The sequence below is a fragment of the Streptosporangium amethystogenes genome (genome assembly GCF_000721075.1).
Taxonomy (GTDB): domain Bacteria; phylum Actinomycetota; class Actinomycetes; order Streptosporangiales; family Streptosporangiaceae; genus Streptosporangium; species Streptosporangium amethystogenes.
The window spans coordinates 21909-41275 of the sequence record NZ_JOEQ01000027.1 but is presented as its reverse complement, the minus strand read 5'-3'; the positions used below and the strand labels follow the sequence as shown (position 1 = coordinate 41275).

Annotated in this window: 13 protein-coding genes; 5 read left to right on the top strand and 8 right to left on the bottom strand. The window is 72.5% G+C overall.

Annotation, left to right across the window (positions count from 1 at the left end; genetic code table 11):
- Positions 1–18: 18 nt before the first annotated feature.
- The 3 genes from IG98_RS0130985 to IG98_RS0130980 all read right to left on the bottom strand — a co-directional run bounded on the left by IG98_RS0130985 (position 19) and on the right by IG98_RS0130980 (position 4673).
- Positions 19–3378 (bottom strand): ATP-binding protein, encoded by a 3360-nt coding sequence (locus IG98_RS0130985; protein WP_030920197.1) that lies wholly within the window; start codon positions 3376–3378, stop codon positions 19–21.
- A 160-nt stretch (positions 3379–3538) separates the two neighbouring features.
- Complete coding sequence (locus IG98_RS50990; RefSeq protein ID WP_157594608.1) at positions 3539–3685, bottom strand: hypothetical protein; 147 nt, start codon at positions 3683–3685, stop codon at positions 3539–3541.
- A gap of 94 nt (positions 3686–3779) precedes the next feature.
- Positions 3780–4673 carry a carbohydrate kinase family protein gene (locus IG98_RS0130980; protein WP_030920194.1) on the bottom strand — a complete coding sequence of 298 codons (894 nt, stop codon included), beginning with the start codon at positions 4671–4673 and terminating at the stop codon, positions 3780–3782.
- Between the two features lie 172 nt (positions 4674–4845).
- Here IG98_RS0130980 and IG98_RS0130975 point away from each other — a divergent pair, with 172 nt between their 5' ends.
- Positions 4846–7491: a bifunctional acetate--CoA ligase family protein/GNAT family N-acetyltransferase gene (locus IG98_RS0130975; RefSeq protein ID WP_051753202.1), complete on the top strand. Its 2646-nt coding sequence runs from the start codon at positions 4846–4848 to the stop codon at positions 7489–7491.
- 51 nt (positions 7492–7542) lie between these two features.
- Here the strand turns inward: IG98_RS0130975 and IG98_RS0130970 are convergent, their stop codons facing one another.
- The gene (locus IG98_RS0130970) at positions 7543–8073 is read right to left on the bottom strand and encodes a hypothetical protein (RefSeq protein WP_157594607.1); all 531 of its coding nucleotides are present in this window, start codon (positions 8071–8073) and stop codon (positions 7543–7545) included.
- A 323-nt stretch (positions 8074–8396) separates the two neighbouring features.
- Here IG98_RS0130970 and IG98_RS0130965 point away from each other — a divergent pair, with 323 nt between their 5' ends.
- Positions 8397–8990 (top strand): DUF5998 family protein, encoded by a 594-nt coding sequence (locus tag IG98_RS0130965; RefSeq protein WP_030920184.1) that lies wholly within the window; start codon positions 8397–8399, stop codon positions 8988–8990.
- Positions 8987–10102, top strand: a complete 1116-nt coding sequence (locus tag IG98_RS0130960; protein ID WP_030920181.1) for an alkaline phosphatase family protein — start codon at positions 8987–8989, stop codon at positions 10100–10102. The genes IG98_RS0130965 and IG98_RS0130960 overlap by 4 nt, the downstream gene beginning before the upstream one ends.
- A 30-nt stretch (positions 10103–10132) precedes the next feature.
- Here IG98_RS0130960 and IG98_RS54400 read toward each other — a convergent pair whose 3' ends face one another.
- From IG98_RS54400 to IG98_RS0130940, 4 genes are read right to left on the bottom strand one after another with little or no spacing between them, the layout of a single operon-like run.
- Positions 10133–12625: a CHAT domain-containing protein gene (locus tag IG98_RS54400; protein ID WP_030920178.1), complete on the bottom strand. Its 2493-nt coding sequence runs from the start codon at positions 12623–12625 to the stop codon at positions 10133–10135.
- Positions 12626–13090 (bottom strand): hypothetical protein, encoded by a 465-nt coding sequence (locus tag IG98_RS0130950; RefSeq protein ID WP_030920176.1) that lies wholly within the window; start codon positions 13088–13090, stop codon positions 12626–12628.
- On the bottom strand, positions 13087–13659 hold the full coding sequence (locus IG98_RS0130945; protein WP_030920173.1) for an RNA polymerase sigma factor: 573 nt from the start codon (positions 13657–13659) through the stop codon (positions 13087–13089). Before IG98_RS0130945 ends, IG98_RS0130950 begins: the two co-directional genes overlap by 4 nt.
- Before the next feature lie 60 nt (positions 13660–13719).
- Positions 13720–14700, bottom strand: coding sequence for a S8 family peptidase (locus IG98_RS0130940; protein WP_245651788.1), 981 nt, complete (start codon positions 14698–14700; stop codon positions 13720–13722).
- A gap of 293 nt (positions 14701–14993) precedes the next feature.
- On the opposite strand from IG98_RS0130940, the gene IG98_RS0130935 reads away from it, so the two are divergent.
- Together IG98_RS0130935 and IG98_RS0130925 are read left to right on the top strand one after the other, a co-directional pair.
- Complete coding sequence (locus IG98_RS0130935; protein ID WP_030920167.1) at positions 14994–15488, top strand: DUF3145 domain-containing protein; 495 nt, start codon at positions 14994–14996, stop codon at positions 15486–15488.
- Between the two features lie 203 nt (positions 15489–15691).
- Positions 15692–19348, top strand: coding sequence for a WD40 repeat domain-containing serine/threonine protein kinase (locus IG98_RS0130925; RefSeq protein ID WP_169750214.1), 3657 nt, complete (start codon positions 15692–15694; stop codon positions 19346–19348).
- Positions 19349–19367: the final 19 nt, after the last annotated feature.

The window sequence follows — 19367 nt, the reverse complement described above, 5'->3', positions numbered from 1 at the left end:
GCTGTGGCCCGACGGCGGCTACGGCGGCGCCGGGCGTCCGGGAGCCGGGACGGTCTCGCCGAGGGCGGCGGCGAGCAGGCCCAGGAAGTGATCGACGGGACCGATGCAGGCCACCGCGGATCCGCCCGAGATCCGCCCGGCGTAGGGCAGCAGCCTCCTCCAGGTCGCCCGGCATGCCGGCAGGTCGCCGACGGCGGCCTGGGCCGCGCCCTGTAAGCAGGTCATGGTCAGCCACGACCAGTCCATCGGCGGGGCCGGCCACCCTTCCCGGGCCAGGACCCGAGCCTCGTCCAGACGGCCCTGGGCGCACAGTTCCAGCACCCGGGCGTCGTGGTCCACGCTGGGATGGATGCCGGCGATCTGGTCGATCAGCGTTCCGGCGTCGGCGATGGCGCCGCGCTGGTAGCACAGCATGAGGCGGCCGCTTGCCACGACCGCGCCCGCGTACCACATGCCGAGCCGCTGGGCCTGGTGTTCGGCATCGTCGTACAGGGCGTCGGCCTCGTCGAACCGGCCGACCAGGGTGAGCCGGTTGGCCCGCCACATGGTGTGCTGGAACCGCGGCCATGGGAGTTGCAGGTGGTCCAACATGACGTCGCAGCGTGCGGCGGCTCGATCCGCCCCCTCCAGGTCGGACATCTCCAGCTTGTAGTGGGTGGCCATCATGTGAGCGAGCAGTTCGAATCCCGGCGCCCCGGTGCCCAGCGCGAGCTCGTGCAGCTCGTCGGTGATCTCCATGAGCTCGTCGATGTGGGTCACCTGCGGCACGGACAGCGCGCGGGCGTTGAGCGCTCGCATGAGCAGGTGCGCGTCACCGATCCGGCGCGCCATCGCGACCGCTTCGCCGGACAGGGAGAGGCAGCGGGGGTTTCCGGCGCCGCCGCCGTACAGTTCCTGGGCCAGGCCGCCCAGCAGCAGCGTCCGTTCGGCGCTGTCGGTCTCGGGCAGCCGGCGCAGGGTGTGCTCGAACTGCTCCACCAGCCGCAGTTCCACCGGCTCGTACGGGTTGCGCAGCGTCCAGACGGCCGGGGCGTCCAGCGCGGTGAGGGCGCTGGCGGTCAGCTCGGGGCCCGCTCCGGCGCGGCCGGCGACCCGCAGGGCCTGCGCGCGGACCTGGCGGGCGCCCATCGCGTCTCCCGCCTCCAGCAGGGCACGCACCTGCTGGAGCAGGAGCGCCACGTGTTCGGCGGGGTCGCCGCCCCAGGCGCCGTGCGCGGTGACGGCCCGGCCCCACCAGGCGGCGGCCTCCCCGTACGCCGCGCAGGAACTCGCCTGCCGGGCCATCGCGCGGGCCCAGTGCGCCGTCTCCCGGTACGCCGCCGGGCCCGCCTCCACCGAGTGGTGGGCGATGGTCGTCACGTCGGCGCTCGGTTTGGCTGACAGCGCGGCCATCACCTCCCGATGGATCATCGCCTTCCGCAGCGGCGGGACGTCGCGGATCAGGGTCTCCCTGACCAGATCGTGGACGAATGTCATGCACCCGTCGCCGGTGACGATGAGCCCGGCCTGCGCCGCCCGGTCCAGCAGACCATAGGTGTGCGTCGCGCCCGGCTCCGACGCCTGGCACACCTCCGCGACCAGGCCGGGATCGAAGCCCCTGCCGATCACCGCGGCGATGCCGAGCACCTCGGTGGTCTGCGGCCCGAGCATGGCCAGCCGTTGCCTGATCAGATCGGCCACCGCGTCCGGCACGGTGTCCAGGTCCTGGCCCTGGGCCAGCAGGCGGGCACTCTCGCAGACGAAGAACGGGTTGCCGCCGGTCCGCTCGGCCAGCCTCTCGGCCGCGGGGCCGTCCACCTTGCCGCCCATCTCCTCGGCGAGGGTCCGGACCTCGGTGGTGGTCAGGCCGCTCAGCCGGATGCGCACCAGATCGTAACGGGCGAGATGGTAGAGGACCTCGTCCACCGAGAGCTTGAAGGCATCGTTCGGGGAGGCGCCGGGGTGACCCGTCAGGTCGCGGTACGCCGCTTCGCGGAACGCGGTGACCAGGGTCAGCGAGACGTTCCTGGCCTGCGCCCCGGACAACACGACGACGTTCCGGAGCAGTTCGAGCGTGGCGGAGTCGGCCCAGTGCAGGTCGTCCAGGATGATCACCAGAGGCCGGAGCCGCGCGGCCTCGACGAGCCACTGCGCGATGAGCTGGTTGCTGTGGCGCGAGGCCGTCCCGGGTGCGCTGGTGAGCCGCTCGTCGTTCAGCAGCCCCCCCAGCGCCTGGCGATCCGGGGGCGGGACGGACTCGGCCAGGGCGCGCAGCACCTGCAGCCACGGCCACAGTGGCGGCACCCCCTCGCCCTCGTGGCAGCGCCCCCACAGCACCAGATAGCCGAGATCGGCGCAGTCGTCGCGGAACGCCTGCAACAGCCGGGTCTTGCCGATGCCGGGCTCACCGCTGATCGCGGCGGTCACCATGCCGTTCCGGTCCCTCAGGATGGGGAGGCTCGTCAACGTCGCGAGCTGCCGATCCCGCCCGATCAGATGCCCGTGGGCCGGCGCCGGCGGGGAGACCTCGGCGGACACGGGAGGCGAGGGGGGACGCGGCAGCGAGGCGGGCTCGGGCGGAAAGGTGAGCGACCGCGACTGCTGGAGGATGTCCTTCTCCAGCGCCTGCAGCTCGGGGCCCGGATCGAGGCCGAGTTGTTCGGCGATGACCTTCCGTGCCCGGCGCAACGTGGCCAGCGCGTCGGCCTGCCGGCCGCTGCGGTAGCGGGCCAGGGCGAGCAACCACCACAGCCGCTCGCGAAGCGGATGTTCCCCGATCTCGGACTCCAGCTCGTGGATCACCGTCTGCGGGCGGCCGAGATCCAGCAACGCCTGGGCCCGGCGCTCGACCGCGGTCAGGCGCAGCTCGTACAGGCGGTTCACCTCGGCGATCGCCCACAGCTCGTCGGCGAACTCGCCGTAGGGCAGGCCGCGCCACAACCGCAGCGCCTCCTCCAGGAGGGTGAGCGAATCCGCAGGCGGGCGCTGTTCCGCGTCGGAGACGAGCCTGCCGAAGCGCAGCGCGTCGATGTTCGCGGTGGCGAGCATGTAGCCGGGCCGCCGGGCGACCAGGAGCCGCGGCGGGGTGCGCGGGGTCCGGTCCGGTTCGATCGCCCGGCGCAGGTTCGACACGTGGACGTGGATCGAGGCCAGCGCGTTCACCGGCGGCGCACCGTGATACAGGTCGTCGATCAGGGTGTCCGTGGAGACGACCGTACCCGCCGCGGCCACCAACCGGGCCAGCACGGCTCGCTGCCGCGGACCGCCGAGGCTGACGGAGTCCTCGGCGGCATGGACCTCGAAGGGGCCTAGAACCCGGAACTCGACGCTCCGTTCGTCGCCTGGTCGCCCGTACCTCTCGATCCCGCCTTCCGAGTGCTCCGTTTCGCTGCCCCGCACACTGCCTCCTGGCGAAGATGGTTCACGACCTTGTCCCATGATCGCCGGAAACCCGTCTCCGTCTCGTCCCTCGTGCGGCGGATTTCGGCTCAGTCGAAAGTGGGACGCTCTCCGTCCCCGTATTGTGTTCCTCCTGCAACCGGTGCCAGGAAAGAGCTGTTCAGAGCCTGTCGACCAGCGGAGCCGAAACAGGCCGAAGCCGCACCGGCCCGCAGCCGTCCTCCAGCAGCCTCCACGCCGCGATCGGCGGCACCGGTGAACTGCGAAGCCCTGCCACCGGCGGGCACGCCTGGCCGGTGACGATCACGAAGCACGACCGTGGTCTGTCGCAGAGCCACTCGGCGGCCGGGCCATCTGGAAGAGGACCGCCGAATCGGGCCTGCCCGGCCAGGCGGAGCCCGCTAGAGGCGGGGGCGGGCACCCAGGTGCGAGATGGCCCGGGAGGCCAGGTGACAGCCGGAGGCCAGGGCCTCGGCCGGGGGCTTGCCGCCGAGCCAGGCCGGCAGGAAACCCGCGGTGAAGGCGTCACCGGCGCCGGTGCCGTCGACCACGCGTTCCACGCTCGCGGCGGGGACCTTGATCGGGTCGGGGCGGTTGTTGCCGTACCAGAGCGCTCCCTCGTCGCGGAGCTTGACGACCACCTGCGGGAACCAGGCGGTGAGGACCTTGGCGGCGGCGGCGGGATCGTCGCGGCCGGTGAGGACCTTCGCCTGGTCGGCGTTGGCGAACAGCAGCTTGGCGCTCTGCGTCCACTCCAGGAAGGGTTCGGCGCCGGTGCGCTCCAGGGGAGCGGAGGAGGAGCAGTCGACCGAGACGGACATCCCGGAGCGGCGAGCCATCTCCAGCGCCGCCATACCGGCGTCGCGGGAACCCTCGTTGATCAGCGTGTAGCCGGACAGGTGCAGGTGCCCGCCCTGGGAGAACAGGTCGCGGGGCAGATCCTCGGGGGACAGGGCCGCGTTCGCGCCGGGGTCGGACAGCATGGTGCGCTCGCCCTTGTGGGTGACGAGCACCACGCAGGTGCCGGTCGGTCGCTCGGGATCCATGACGAGGCGGGCGTCGACGCCGTAGCCCATCAGCTCCATGTCGCGGTTACGGCCGGTGATGTCGGCGCCGCGCCGCCCGATGAAGGCGACCTCCGTGCCCTCGACGGCGAGCCAGGAGGCGATGTTGGCCCCTGAACCACCGCCGTGCATGGTGACGACCGCCGGTGTGTCGCTGGCCCTCGCCAACGGGTAGCGAGCTCTCGCGACCGCGTCGGTCATGAGATCGCCCACCACGACCACCCGCGTCATGATGTCACCACCTTGCTGCCTTCGATGCCGACGTGCCTCTGGCCGTGCTTCAAGCCGTACCTCTAGCCGCGAAAAACTTAACAGCTTCCGGCCAGGGTATGGGGTCTTGACCAGACACCGGACCATAGTCGATGCACAAGCGTTGCGTGAATTCGTGCCGCTGGTCCGTCTTATGAGATTCGCGTCTACTCTCGGGGCTGTGGAGGCTGCTCAGTACCCTGCTCACTGGGAGGCGGACGTCGTCCTGTCGGACGGCGGAACCGCCCACGTACGCCCGATTCGGCCCGCCGACGCCGACCGGTTGCGTTCCTTCTACAGCCGGCTGTCCGCCGAGTCGATCTACTTCCGCTTCTTCGGCCCTCGGCCGCGGCTGTCGGATCGGGAGATCATCTGGTTCACCAACGTCGACTACGTGGACCGCGTGGCGTTGATCGCCACGATCGGCACTGAGATGGTGGGGGTCGTCCGCTATGACCGGATCGAACCCGGCGAGGCGGAGGTCGCCTTCCTCGTCGAGGACGCCCACCAGGGCCGGGGGGTCGCCTCGGTGCTCCTCGAACACCTGGCCGCCACCGCAAGGGAGCGGGGGATCGCCCGCTTCGTGGCCGATGTGCTGCCCGCCAACCAGAAGATGATGGCGGTCCTCAAGCAGGTCGGCTACACCGCGCAGAGCAGTTTCGCCGACGGCGTGGTCCGGATGACCCTCGACCTCACCCCGACCGAGACCGCCCAGGAGGTGACCGCCTCCCGCGAGCACCGCGCCGAGTCCCGCTCGATCGAGCGCCTGCTCTCGCCGGGCTCGGTGGCGGTCGTCGGAGCGGGCCGCGAGCCGGGCGGCGTCGGCCAGACCGTGCTGCGCAACCTGCTCGGCGCCGATTTCACCGGTCCGGTCTACCCGGTGCACCGCGAGGCGCGGGCCGTGGCGGGGGTGCGGGCCTACCCGAGTGTGACGGACATCGACGGGGAGGTGGACCTCGCCGTTCTCGCGGTGCCCGCCGACGGGGTGATCGACGTGGTCAAGGAGTGCGCGGAGAAGGGGGTGCGCGGGCTGATCGTGGTCTCCTCCGGGTTCGGCGAGACCGGCCACGAGGGGCGGGCCAGGCAGGATGAGATGGTGCGCATCGCCCGCGCGTACGGCCTGCGGGTCGTCGGCCCCAACTGCCTCGGCGTCGCCAATACCGACCCATCGGTACGGCTGAACGCCACGCTCGCCGCCACCCTCCCCGAGCGCGGCAGGGTCGGCTTCTTCAGCCAGTCCGGAGCCCTGGGCACCGCGCTGCTGCAGCGGGTGGCCCAGCGGGGCATGGGCATCTCCTCGTTCGTCTCCGCGGGCAACCGCGCCGACGTGTCGGGCAACGACCTGCTCCAGTACTGGGAGGAGGATCCGAGGACCGACGTGATCCTGCTCTACCTGGAGTCGCTGGGAAACCCCCGCAAGTTCGCCCGCCTCGCGCGGCGCATCTCGCGCCGCAAGCCGATCGTGGTCGTCAAGAGCGGCGGCACCACCCAGGGGGTGCCCACCGGTCACGCCGCGCCCGTGCTCGGCCTGCCGGACACCGCGCTCAGCGCGCTGTTCGAGCAGGCGGGGGTGATCAGGGTGGACGACCTGATCCAGCAGTTCGACGTGGCGCAGCTACTGGCCTACCAGCCGCTGCCCGCCGGGCCCAGGGTCGGCCTGGTCGGCAACTCAGACGCGATGGCGCTGCTGGCGGCCGACGCCTGCGTGCGGGCCGGCCTGGAACCCCGGCCGCCGGTCGATCTCGGCGCCCAGGCGGGCGCCGCCGAGTTCGGCGCGGCCCTGGCCTCGGTGCTCCCGGACGTGGACGCGGTGGTCGCGATCTACATGCCGCCCATCCCGGGCAACGCCGAAGAGGTCGGTGCCGAACTGTTGCGCGTCTCTCGCGACTGCGGCAAGCCGGTGCTGGCCATCTTCGAGGGCAAGATCGGCATGCTCGGGGAACTACGGGTCGGCGCCACCCCCGAGCGGGGCTCCATCCCCTCGTACACGGCGCCGGAGGAGGCGGTCCGCGCGCTCGCCCACGTCGTGCGGCACGCGCGCTGGCTGGAGCAGCCCGCGGGGGTGCCCGAGGAGATCGAGGGAGTCGACACCGGTGCGGCACGGAGCCTCGTGCTCGCCGCTCTCGGCGACGCCCCGGCCGAGATGGACGCCTCGCAGCTGCTCGCCTGCTATGGGGTGGAGGTCTGGCCGTCGGAGACGGTGACCTCGCCCCAGGAGGCGGTAGACGCCGCGACCGGGCTCGGCTGGCCGGTGGTGCTGAAGGCCGCAGGATCCGAGGCGGCCAAGCGCGCCGGGACCGTGCGCCTGGGACTGTCGGGACCCGACGGGGTACGTGACGCCTACGCCGACCTGACGCGCCAGCTCGAACCCGGGGCCGTGCTCACGGTGCAGCGGATGGCTCCGCAGCCCGCGGTGCCGACCGTGGCCGGTGTGATGGAGGACCCCGCCTTCGGCGCGGTCGTCTCCTTCGGGCTCGGTGAGATCACCGCGCGGCTGCTGCGCGACGAGGCGTACCGGCTGGCCCCGCTGACCCGTGAGGACGCGGCGGCACTGGTGAGGTCGCCACGCGCCGCCCCCCTGCTCCTCGGCGAGTACGGCTACCCGCCGGTCGCGGTCGAGGCGCTGGAGGACCTGCTGATCCGGCTCGGGCGGCTGGCGGACGACCTCCCCGAGGTGGCGCGGCTCACCCTCGACCCGGTGCTGGTGGGGGAGTCGGGGGTGACCGTGCTGGGCGCCCGGGCCGTGCTCCGCAGCCACGAGGGACCACGTCCCGACGACGGCCCCCGGCGCCTGGGCTAGCGTGCTCTCCCGCGGCCCGCGACAGGAGAGCACGGCGCACCCCGGCCTCGGTCAGGTCGCGGACGTCGAGGGGACGATCTGGACCGTACTGGCGACGGTGGCGGTCGCAGGGCGGGTCCCAGCGGGGACGGCCTCAACCGCCCTGCCGGAGGCGGTCAGCGTGCCGGTGGCGTCCCCCGCCACGGTCACGCCGACCGTGATCCGGGGAAGCTGGAAGCCGGGGGAGGCCAGGTCGCGCGTTTCGCAGCCGACGCTGCCGGCCGTGATCCGGCATCTCCAGCCCGCCCCTGAGGCCCGTACCGGGGTCAGGCCCGCGGGGAAGTAGTAGGTGACCTCGGTCGGATACCCGATCCCGGCGGAGGCGGGGTCGGCGGTGACGTCTATGGAGAACGTGCCGGCACCACCCGCCTCGAACGGGCCGTCATGGACCGTGGTGAGGACCAGGTCGCCGGGGAACCTCGCTCCGAGGGCGGGCGGCGCGCCCGTGACGGTCGCCGCGACGGCCGCCGCGACGGTCAGCACGAGACCGGTTCGTCGCATCGGCCCGGCCCGTCCCGCCGGATCTTGACGTTCATCGGTCATATTTCCTCATCCCCCGATTCCACTGGGAATCCACCGCCGCCAATTTCGATGCGGTGAAAAACATTCTTGGATATGTGAAACAGGCACCGAGTGCGGTGAATCGCCCGCCGTCGCGGCTCAGGACGGCAGGCGTGCCACCGCCACTGCTCCCGGTAGCCCCGAAAGGATCACGCCAAACCGATCGAAGGGAAAAGTCGAGGGCCGGTGAGGACGTCCTCGCGGCCGGGAAAGGGCCATGGTGGGCCGGATCACGATTTGCACCACCTGCCAAAGGTCGCGCGCTCCCGGTGAAAGCGCTGCCCCGGACAGGGCAGGATGGACCCATGAGGGAAACCCGACTCTCGTCCGCCGGCCTGCGCGACGCCATCGACCGCAGTGGCTACTATCCCGATCTGGTCGCCGACGCGGTCGAGTCCGCGCTCGGCAAGGAGCAGGTGGGCGCCTACGTCGTGCATCACGAGGCCACCTTCGACCCGGCCATGGAGGTGCGCAGGCACGTCACGGTGCTGGTGCTCTCACCCACCCGGCTACTCGTCTGCCACACCGACGAGCACCCGCCCGTGGAGGGGGTGTCGGCGTCACACGCCTCCACCACCACCGAGGCCGTGCGGCTCAGCCGGATCCAGTCGGTCGCGGTCACCAGGGTCGTCCCCGACCCCGCCTCCTACGTTCCCGGCGTGCCGCCCACGGAGGTCACGCTCACCATCGGCTGGGGTGCCATCTCCCACGTCGACCTGGAGCCGGCCACCTGCGGCGACGAGAACTGCGAGGCCGACCACGGATACACCGGCGCCATCACGGCCGACGACCTCTCCCTGCGGGTGAGCGAGGCGGCCGACGGACCGGAGGCCGTCTCCCACGTGCTGGCCTTCGCCAAGGCCCTGTCGGAGGCGACGGCACGCACGGCCGCCTCGTGAGGGCCCCGGTCCCCGCGTACGGCACGGCCACTCTCGCGGACCTCTCCTCCTCGCTGCTGGCCGCGGTCGGGATGGACGGCGACAACCCCCTGGGCCTCGCCCCGGCCGAGCGGGTTCTGCTGTTCCTCGTCGACGGCATGGGCGCCGAACTGCTCCGCGCCCACCCGGAGACCGCGCCGTTCATGTCCGCCATGCTCGGCAGGGTGCTCACCGCGGGCTTCCCCGCCACGACCGTGACCAGCCTGGCCACGCTCGGCACCGGCCTGCCGCCGGGCGAGCACGGCATGCTCGGCTACCAGCTCGCCGTGCCCGGCACCGGCTACATGCTCAACTGCCTGCGCTGGACCGCTCAGGGCCCCCTTGTCGAACCCGGTGACTGGCAGCCCGCTCCGACCGTGTACGAGCGTGCGGCGGCGGCCGACATCCCGGTCAGCTACATCGGCCCGGCCAAGTTCGAGACCACCGGTTTCAACAGGGCCGTCTACCGAGGCGTGCGCTTCGTCGGTGCCGACGAGGTCGACGACCGGATCGCCGGGGTCCGCCACGCGCTGACCGAGCCCCGCGCCCACGTCTCGGTCTACTACGGAGATCTCGACTCCACCGGCCACCGGACCGGCTGGGGCTCCCCGGCCTGGCTCGACCAGCTCGCCCGGGTCGACCGGATGGCCGAGCGGCTGGCCGGGACACTCCCGCCCGGCTCGGCGATGTACGTCACCGCCGACCACGGCATGGTCAACGTCACCGAGCGCGTCGATGTCGACACGCTCGGCGTGCTGCGCGAGGGCGTCGCCCTGCTCGGCGGAGAGGCCAGGGCCCGTCACCTCTACACCGTCCCCGGCGCCGCGGAAGCGGTCCTCGACACCTGGCGCGACGTCCTCGCTGGAAAGGCATGGGTGGTATCCCGCCAGGAGGCGGTCGAATCCGGCTGGTTCGGCCCCAGAGTCCGCCCCGAATGGCTGCCCAGGATCGGCGACGTCCTCGCCGTCCCGTACACCGACTGCGCCATCGTCGCCTCGGTCGCCGAGCCGCAGGAGGCGGCCTTCGTCGGCTGTCACGGTTCGCTGACACCCGCCGAGCAGCACGTTCCCCTCCTGGAGGTGAGCACCAGATAGACCCGCGCCCCACGCCGGGTCGTGGGCCGGTCAGGTGATCGATTCCCCGGGGCCGGTCGCCACCGGTTGATCTCCGTACCCGAAGCAGACGAAGCCCGCCACCCCGGTCTTCCCGCTCGCGGTGGCCAGTGCCCGTGCGGGCGGGGCACCGGCGGCCAGCGATCTATGGAAGACGGTCATCAGAGCCAGTGTCTCCTCGTCGCGCACCGGCACCAGGCTGGCCACCACGCACCGTGCCCCCAGCGACAGGAACGTGCCCGCCAGCCCCAGCGGCGCCCCGTCGGCCGGGGCGTGCGCCATCCCCGCGTCGCACGCCGACAGCACCACCAGGCCCGGCGGGGTACGCAGCCGGAGCAGGTCGTACGCCATCAGCGGGCCGTCGTCGAGATCGATGCTCGACAGCAGCGGGCTGCGCGGAGAGAACATTCCGTGCGCGGCCAGGTGCGCCACGTCAGCCCGCTCCAGCGCCGTCATCACCTCCGCCCGCCGAGCCGCCACCCGCTCGGTCCCCGGGTGGTACTCGCCGACCATGCGGGCCTCGGCCTCCGAGCACCGCAGCCCCGGCCCCGCCACCGCCATGACACGCCCGTCCCGTACGGCCGCCGCCTGCCGACCGGCCAGCCAGGCGGCGGCGCTGGCCGCCACGCTCACCGGCCGGTCGGTGTTCATCGGCAGCAGCGGCCAGGGCAAGGTGTGCAGTGTCCCCGTCGGCACGATCACCAGCGGTCGGTCGCCCAGCCGGTCACGCAGCGGGCGGAAGAGCAGCCGTTCCAGCTCCGCGGCCTCCGCGCCGGATTCCGGAGCCCTGCCATCGAGCAGGTGTGTTCTGCGCAGCCCGTACCGGAGGCGGACGGTGGCCTCGGCGACGGCCGCGAACGGGCCGAGGCGGCGCAGCGTCACGCGCTCCCCGGTGACCACGACGACGGCCAGTTCCGCCTCGTGGCGGACGAACTCCACCAGGACCGACTCCCCGAGTGCCGCTCGCAGCGCGGCCAGGTCGGGCGCGAGCGGCCGGCCCGCACCCCCGGTGACCGCCCGCCACCGCTCGGCCCACGCCAGGACCGTGCGGCCTCGCCCGGTCCGCATGGCGAGGGCCAGCCCGAACTCGGCCAGCGGCTCCCCCTCCCTGGCGGCGTGCGCGCGCACCACCGGGTCCTCGAACGCCTTCGTGCCGGATCCCACCTCCGCGAGGCCCGCCAGTACCGCCGCGAACGCCCCCCGCCGGTCACCGGCCAGGAACCGCCGCAGCGCCGTCGCCTGGCGGGCGACCACCCCGCGACCCGAGCGGGCGAGAAGGGCCAGCTGCCCCTCGGCGGACGGCCGGTCACCCAGCCGGAGCGCGATTTCGGCGGTGCTGAGCCTGAGCGCCGCGGAGGCATCCCGGTGTCCGGCGGCGTCGAGGGCCTCGGCACAGGAGAGCATCTCCGGCACCGCCGCCGGTAGCCCGGCGTAGGACGGGTCCAGCGCGAGCCGGGCCCGCAGCAGGATCTCCTTGGCGAGCGGCGTCAGGACCGTCCGCCCCTGCGCGGCCAGCTCGCGAGCGGCCAGCTCCGCGCTCTCCTGGGCGCGGCGCGGATCTCCGGTGCGCAGCTCGACCCTGGCGAGCAGCAGGCGGGCCTCGGCCAGGGCCACCCCGGCGCCCGCCGCCGCCAGCTCGGGAACCGCCATGTCCAGCAGCACCCGGGCCTCGCCGGGCAGGTGGGCGGTGACCAGCGCCTCGGCCAGGTCACAACGGACCGTCGCCAGCCGCTCCGGGTAGTCGAACAGGATGTCCTGGGCACGCCGGTAGGCGGTGAACGCGGCGGGCAGGTCGCCGCGCCGCGCGGCCAGGAAGGGCAGGTTGCCCTCGGCGAGCGCGAGCACATGCGCAAGGCCCGCGTTCCTCGCCAGCTCCGCGCACCGGTCCAGGTCGGCCTCCGCCGCCTCGAACTCCCCGAGGAACACCCGGGCGAGCCCGCGGTTCAGCATCGCCCCGGCCACGAACCTGACGTCGTCGCCGAGGACGGTCACGGCCCGGTCGCAGTGCTCGACGGCCTCGCGGTAGCGGCCGAGCCTCGCCAGGGCCATCGCGCGATGCACGCCGAGCTTGCCCAGTTCGGCCGAGGTCAGACCGGGTTCGGCGTCCGTGGCGATGGCCAGCGCCTGCTCCGGGTGGCCCAGCTCGGTGCGGATGTGGACCAGCGACAGGCGCGCCTGGGCCGCCCGGTGCGGCAGCCCGGCCCGCAGCGAGATCTCCACCGCCCGGTGCAACCGCTCCTCGGCGAACGGCAGGTCGCCGAGCTCACGTGCCGCCACCGCCAGCGCCCGGTGCGCCACCGCCTCCGCCTCGCAGTGCCGGCAGTCCGAGGCCCGCTCCGGCACCGCGCCGCCACCGTCCGGATCACCCCTCTGACCGGGCGTTCCCCGGCAGGACGCGGGGAGCGAGGCGAGCACGGTACGGGCGAGATCGAGGGCTCGGGCCGGGTCGCCACCCGAGAGGTCGACCGCGCGTTCGGCGGCGGCGAGCGCCTCGTCGAAGGTCAACTACGGGCGGATCCGGGTCCAGCTGGTGACCACCGGGAAGCTGTCGGGCCGGTGGCACACCACGCTGAACCAGCCCGGCGGCAGGCCGGTGACGGCGAACTGGCCCGTCGGGGACAGGGGGCGCGACTCGGTGAGGTGTGGCGTGCGGATCTCGACCAGCGTGCCCGCTCCGGGACAGGGGGAGATCTGGCCCGCCAGATCGACCAGACCGTCCGGGGAGGTGACCTCCAGCTCCACCGTGAGCCCGGCGGCGACGAACCTCAGCAGCCCGGGCTCCTCGGCGGACCGGACGCCCTGCGGCACGGAGGTGACCACGGGACGGGCCGTGTCGGCATCGGGCAGCCGCAGACCGAAGACCGCGCGGGCGGCAGCCGTCACCTGGGCCGGTACCGGGTCGCTCCCGGAGGCCAGGCGCAGCGCGGCTATCAGGGACTCGTCGTCGATCGTCGTCGGATGTCGCGTCACGGTGTCGCCTCCCGAGTGGTGAGCATGGTGCGTAGCCGGTTCAGGCAGCGTCCCCGGGTGGGGCCGTAACTGCCGCTGGGCATGCCCAGACGCCCGGCCAGCTGGCGGACGCCCGCGTCGGGGGCCGTGGCCATCAGCCGGAACAGCGAGCGACACGGCTCGGGCATCCGGTCGACGGCCTGCCACAGACGACGGCTCTCGTCGGCGGTCAGCACGGCCAGCACCGGATCGGCGTGGACGTGCCCGGCGTCGGCCGGCGCGGAACGCGCGTGTTCGGTGTCCACCGGGTCGGCGACCAGTCGCTCACCCCGGTGCCGCCTGCGGAGCAGGGACGCCTCGCGCTTGGCCGTGGTGAACAGCCAGGGGCCGATCCGGTCCGGGTCACGGATGGTGTGCAGGTTTTCGAGCAGCCGTAGCCACGTGCCCTGCACCGCGTCGGCGGCGTCCGCCGGGTTCAGGTCGTAGGCGCGCACCGCCGACCACAGCGCGCCCGCGAAGCGGGTGACCAGCGCGTCCCAGGCCGCCTGGTCGCCGGCCAGGATGGCCTCGATCACGGGCTGGTCGCTCACCGGCACCTCCGGACCACATGGGGCACTGTGGGTATTCAAATGAATACTTTGGGTGAGACTTTAGTCGGGCGCGGGCACCACGACTCCCAAATCGGGGATCCGCCTGGCCCCCACCGGATCGAGGACGTGTTCCACGGCCTCTCGCGAGGGCCGGTCCGCCGACGCCGCGGCGATCGCCCCGCTCACCAGGGCGGCGGCGAAGGAGGTCCCGCTCCAGCACGCGTAGCCGCGGAACGCGCCGTGTTCGAGGAAGGTGCTGGACAGCCACTCGCCGCGGGCGCACGCATCGACCCACGGGCCGTACGCCGAGAACGGGGCCCTGGCCCGCTCCGCCGCGTCCAGTGCTCCGACGGCGATCACCCCGGGCGAGGCGGCGGGCCAGAAGGGGCGGTCCGAGGCGGTGTTGCCCGCGCAGGCCACCGTGACCGTGTCGGCCAGTTCCGCCAGGGCGGCCTCGACCAGCGGGGAGGGGCCGTCGTCGAAGGTGTGCCCGCCGAAGGACAGGTTGAGCACCCGGGGCGGTTCGGCCCTGAGCCGGCCCAGGACGCGCAGCAGCCCGGCCTCGTCTCCGATGCCGTGGCTGTTCAGCATCCGAATCGGCCGCGGCCTTGCCGCCGGGGCCGAGCGCAGGACCAGCCCGGTGATGAACGTGCCGTGCCCCGCCTGGGGGTCCAGTTCGCCGTCGCCATCCGAGTCGGGCACCTCCGCGGACTCCTGCCCCCGCTCCAGGAACCACGGGCTCGTCCGCCACCACGGGTGCGACGCCAGGCCCGTGTCGGCCAGCGCCACCGTTACGGCGGTCGCGGCGGGCCCGTCCGCGGCGGGCTCGGGCATCGGGAGGGCGCGGCTGGGAAAGGGACGGGAGGCCGGACCTCCGAAATAGAGCGGCTGGCCGGTCAGCACATGGTTGGGGGAGGCGGGAAGCCCCCGCTCCCGTAGCGACGCCACCAGGTCGCAGACGTCCACGCCCGATGAGAGCCGCACCCGGTAGATCCCTTGGGCCTCGGTGACGGCGTCGGCCCAGCGGGTGGTGGCAGCCATGCCCGAGGCGTCGGTCAGCAGCTGACCTTTTCTGATCAGAGCGGGCGATCCAGGGATAGGTTCGACCCGTTCTATATCGGTATCCATCTGGTCCTCCGGGGTGCTCGCCAGCTTGTGGGGGGTTCTCTTCGCTCCGAGGATGCCCTGGCCAAGCGTCCGCGTCGCAACATCTTGGTATGACCCCCCTCTGGTGCGACGTCACAACCGACGGTAGTCTCTCCTTCAGTCACTTGTGATCATCCTGGGACGAGGCCGTTGGGGAAGGCGCACCTCGTACCGAAACGGGAGGTCCGGTGTCTGCTCGTGGCGTGCTTTACGTCCACTCAGCGCAGCCTGCGCTGTGCCCTCATATTGAATGGGCGGTCGCAGGTGTTCTTGGCGTCCCCGTAGACCTGACCTGGACTCCACAGCCCGCCGCGCCCGGTCACGTGCGCGCACAGGCCGAGTGGGAGGCCCGTGTGGGGACCGCGGCGGCCATCACCTCATCCCTGATGGGCTGGCAGCGGATCCGCTTCGAGATCACCGAGGACGCCTCACCGGGTGTCGACGGGTCCCGGCACGCCTACACCCCGTCTCTCGGTGCCTTCACGGCCGTTGTCGGGGCCACGGGCGACATCCTGATCCCGGAAGACCGGTTGCGCTCCGCCATGCTGATGGCGCGCCAGGGCCGCGTGGTGCTGGAGGAGGAGATCGATCGCCTGCTGGGCAAGCAGTGGGATGCCGAGCTTGAGTCGTTCCGCTACGCGGGGGAGGGCGCACCGGTCCGCTGGTTGCACGCCGCCGTCTGATCCCGCCGGGCCCGGCCGGTCTCGCGCGCTCCCGTCGAGGTGACCGGCCCGTACCCGCCCTGACGACCCTCTGCCGGGTCAGCGGATGATCATGTGTACGTCGCGCCGGGAGACACAGCTGGGTTTCTCGCCGGATGCCGCAACTTTTGATGCCTTCAGAGCGACATAGAGGGGTATCGGGATCTGGATCGTCGGGAGTGGGCGTGTCACTGCGTGTCGGAGATCCTCAGCGGATCGGTGGCTACTGGCTCGCGGGGCGCCTGGGTGAGGGTGGGCAGGGAGTCGTCTACGACGCCTACGACGAGACGGGCGGCAGGGTCGCGATCAAGGTTCTGCGTACCGGTGGTGGGGTGGATCCGCAACTGCGGGGACGCTTCGCCAAGGAGGTCGCCGCCACCCAGAAGGTCTCCTCCTTCTGCACCGCGAGGGTCATCGAGGCCCACCCCGAGGCGTCCCCGCCTTACATCGTCAGCGAGTTCGTCCATGGCCCGACGCTGAAGCAGGCGGTCGCGACCGCCGGGCCCTACCACGGCGACGGGCTCCACCGCCTGGCCACCGCCATCGCCACCGCCCTCGCCTCCATCCACCGGGCAGGGGTGATCCACCGGGATCTGAAGCCGGAGAACGTGCTGCTCGGTCCGGACGGTCCGCGAGTGATCGACTTCGGTATCGCACGAACGGAGGAGGCGTCACTGACCACCGACGGCCTCGCCGCCGGCACGCCACCGTACATGGCGCCCGAGGTGTTGTCAGGGGAGCGTGCGCAGGCGTCCGCCGACGTGTTCGCCTGGGGGGCAGTGATCCTTTTCGCGGCGACCGGCCACCACGTCTTCACCGGTGAGACCACCGCCGCGGTCCTGCACCGCGTCCTGACCTTCCACCCCGACCTGAGCGCCCTGGACGGCTCGCTCCGCGTCCTGGTCGGACGGGCACTGGAGAAGGATCCAGAGCTGCGCCCGTCGGCACAGGAGTTGCTGATGGGCCTGATCGGGAACCCCGGCGACACCGGCGCTCTTCTCCGGGACGGCGTACGGGTGGCCGAGCGGATACGCCCGCCCGCGCAGCTGAACGCCGCCGATCCCGCCCTCGGAACACACGCCGAGACCGTCTACCTCAGCCTGCCGCCCGCCGCGCAGCGGCTGATGCCGGAGATCTTCCTGCGAATGGTCGGCGTCGACGAGGGCAGCCAGGACACGCTCAGGCGGGCTCCGCGTGCCGAGTTCGCCGACGGCAGGCCCGAGGAGGAGGCCGCCCTCGTGGCGCAGGTGCTCGCGGCCTACGGCTCCGCCGGCCTCATCGTCACCGATCCGGACACCGACACCGTGACCATCGCCCACCTCGCGCTGCTGCGGGCCTGGCCCCGCCTGCACGAATGGGTCGACGCCGAACGCGGCGGCCTGCCGGTTCACTGGCGGCTCAACGCCGCGGCCCGGCGTTGGAAGACGGGCGGGATCAAAGACGGGGATCTCTACCAGGGAAGCGCGCTGGAGACCGCGCTCCAGTGGGCGGCCACCGGCCGCCACCACCTGAACCTCACCGGCTCGGAGAGCAGCTTCCTCACCGCCAGCACCGTGCTGGTCCGCCGGCGGGGCAGACGGCGCCGGTTGGTCACCCTCAGCCTGGCCGCGTCGCTGGCCCTCGCGGTCGCCGCGGGTGGCCTCGCGGAACAGCAGCGCCGCACGGTGGCCGAGCAGCTGGACCGGGCGCAGGCCCAGGCGATAGCGGGCAGGGCGGACGCGCTGCGGGCCACCGACCCACGGGCGGCGATGCTGCTGAGCGTGGCCGCGTGGCAGACCGCTCCCGTCGCCGAGGCCCGGTCGAGCCTCTACAGCTCGCTGGCCCAGCCACAGCTGGACCTGTTCGCCGATCCGGACGCCACCGCCGAGACGGTCCACGCCCTGAGCGCCGACGGCCGGATGCGTGCCGACGTGAACGGGAACGAGGTCCGGGTCTGGGAGGTCGGCACACGAGAGCGGCTTCACACCTTCACCACGGAGGGCGAGGCGGCCTTCGCGGCATCCCTGAGCCCGGACGGGACCAGGCTCGCCACCGCCGCCGGCGACGGGTTGCGGCTCTGGGATCTCGTCTCGGGCAAGCAGGTCGGCGCCACGTTCGGTGACGTCGACTTCCTCGGGATCGCGGAGAAACTGGAGTTCGGCCCCGGCGGACGCGTGCTCGTGGTCAGCAAGGGCGGCGAACTGCCGCATGGCCAGTTGTGGGATGTGGACAGCCGGCAGCGGATCCTGCCGCCGACGACGCTGACCTACCTCGACGTGACCGCCCTGTCCACCGACGACAAGGCAGTCATATCGGGTATCCCGCCAGGTGGTGTCGGCCCCGCGGGCCCGGCGACCGAGCTATGGGATCTCCGCACACGGACGCCGGTTCCGGCACCCTGGCTTCCCCAGGGCGCCTCCTTCCCCGTGGCGTTCAGCCCCGACGGCGGGACGCTCGTGAGCACGACGTTCGACCAGGCTCGGGCGGAGTGGAGTGCGGAGCTGTGGGACGTCGCCTCCGGCAGGCGGTCGGCCGGAAGGTTCGCGCCGACGCGGTCGATTCCGCGGTTCGCGTTCAGCGCCGACGGCCGTTTCCTCGCCTGCTTCGACGCCGAGAGCGCCAGGGTGACGCTCTGGCGGCTGAGCGACCGTCGTGAGCTGGCCCGTTATCCGCTTCCCGGCCTGGGGAGCGTGACGCCCCGCTTCGGCCCCGAGGACCGCACGCTCCGTCTGCTCGGAGACTGGGGTTCGGTGCTGACACTCGTCATCGACGCCTACACCCATCCGCTGCTCAGCGGCGCCGGCGGCCACGACGCGGTGTTCAGCCCCGACGGGCGCGTCATGGCGGTGGAGGGCAGGGGAGAGGTGCGGCTGTGGGACACGGCGCTGCGCAGGCCGCTGGGCGATCCCCTCCGGGTGCCGGGAGACGACCTCACGGACGACCGCCTGGCGCGGGCCGCCGCGACCTTCAGCAAGGACGGGAAGACCCTCGTGGTCGGATACGGCACGACGGTGAGCGTATGGGAGGTCTCCACCGGGCGCATGCTCTCCTCCTTCCCGTACAGCGAGCAGAAGCCGCGAACCGACGCGGCGGTCGGCCCGTACCGGTACGACGGCATCGAGGAACTCGCGCTCAGCCCGGACGGCAGGACCCTCGCCGCCACGTTCTACCTCACCTGCGCCGAGTGCGCCGAGCCGTTGGGCGCCCTCGCGCTCTGGGACCTGCCGGGCGGGCGCCCGATCCGGTTCGTCGACAAGCCCACCCTGTTCGGTCGCGCGGGCCTGGCGTTCGGTCCCGACGGGCGCACCCTGGTGGTGGGCAGCCTGGGCGCCGTCGGCCTCATGGACGTCGTCTCGGGCGAACTGGTCAACAGGCCGAGCGGAGCGGCCGACTCCAACAGCGTGGTGGCGGTAAGCCCTGACGGCGCCACCGTCGCCACCGGTGAGGCGAACGGCCAGATCAAGCTATGGAACGCCCGGACATGGCAACGTCTCGGGCCCGTCCTGGTCGGCCACACCGGGGCCGTCACGGATCTGCTCTTCGACCGGGGCCTGCTCGCCAGCGCCGGGCGAGACGGAACGGTACGGCTCTGGAATCCCGCCACCGGCCGGCAGATCGGCTCCGCCGTCACCGGGCACACGGACGAGGTCGCGGCGATCTCGCTCAGCCCCGACGGCACCGGCCTGTATCACGCCGCGCGCGACGGCGGCTTCCAGGAGTTTCCTCTGGACTCCCCACGGGTCGTCACGGCGGTGTGCGGACGGGCCGGCGGGAACCTCTCCACCCAGGAGTGGGCGCGTTACCTGCCCGACCTGCCCTACCGGGAGGTCTGCCCCGAGACCGGTACGAGCGGGGGCGCGTGAGGTCACAGGTCCACAACGA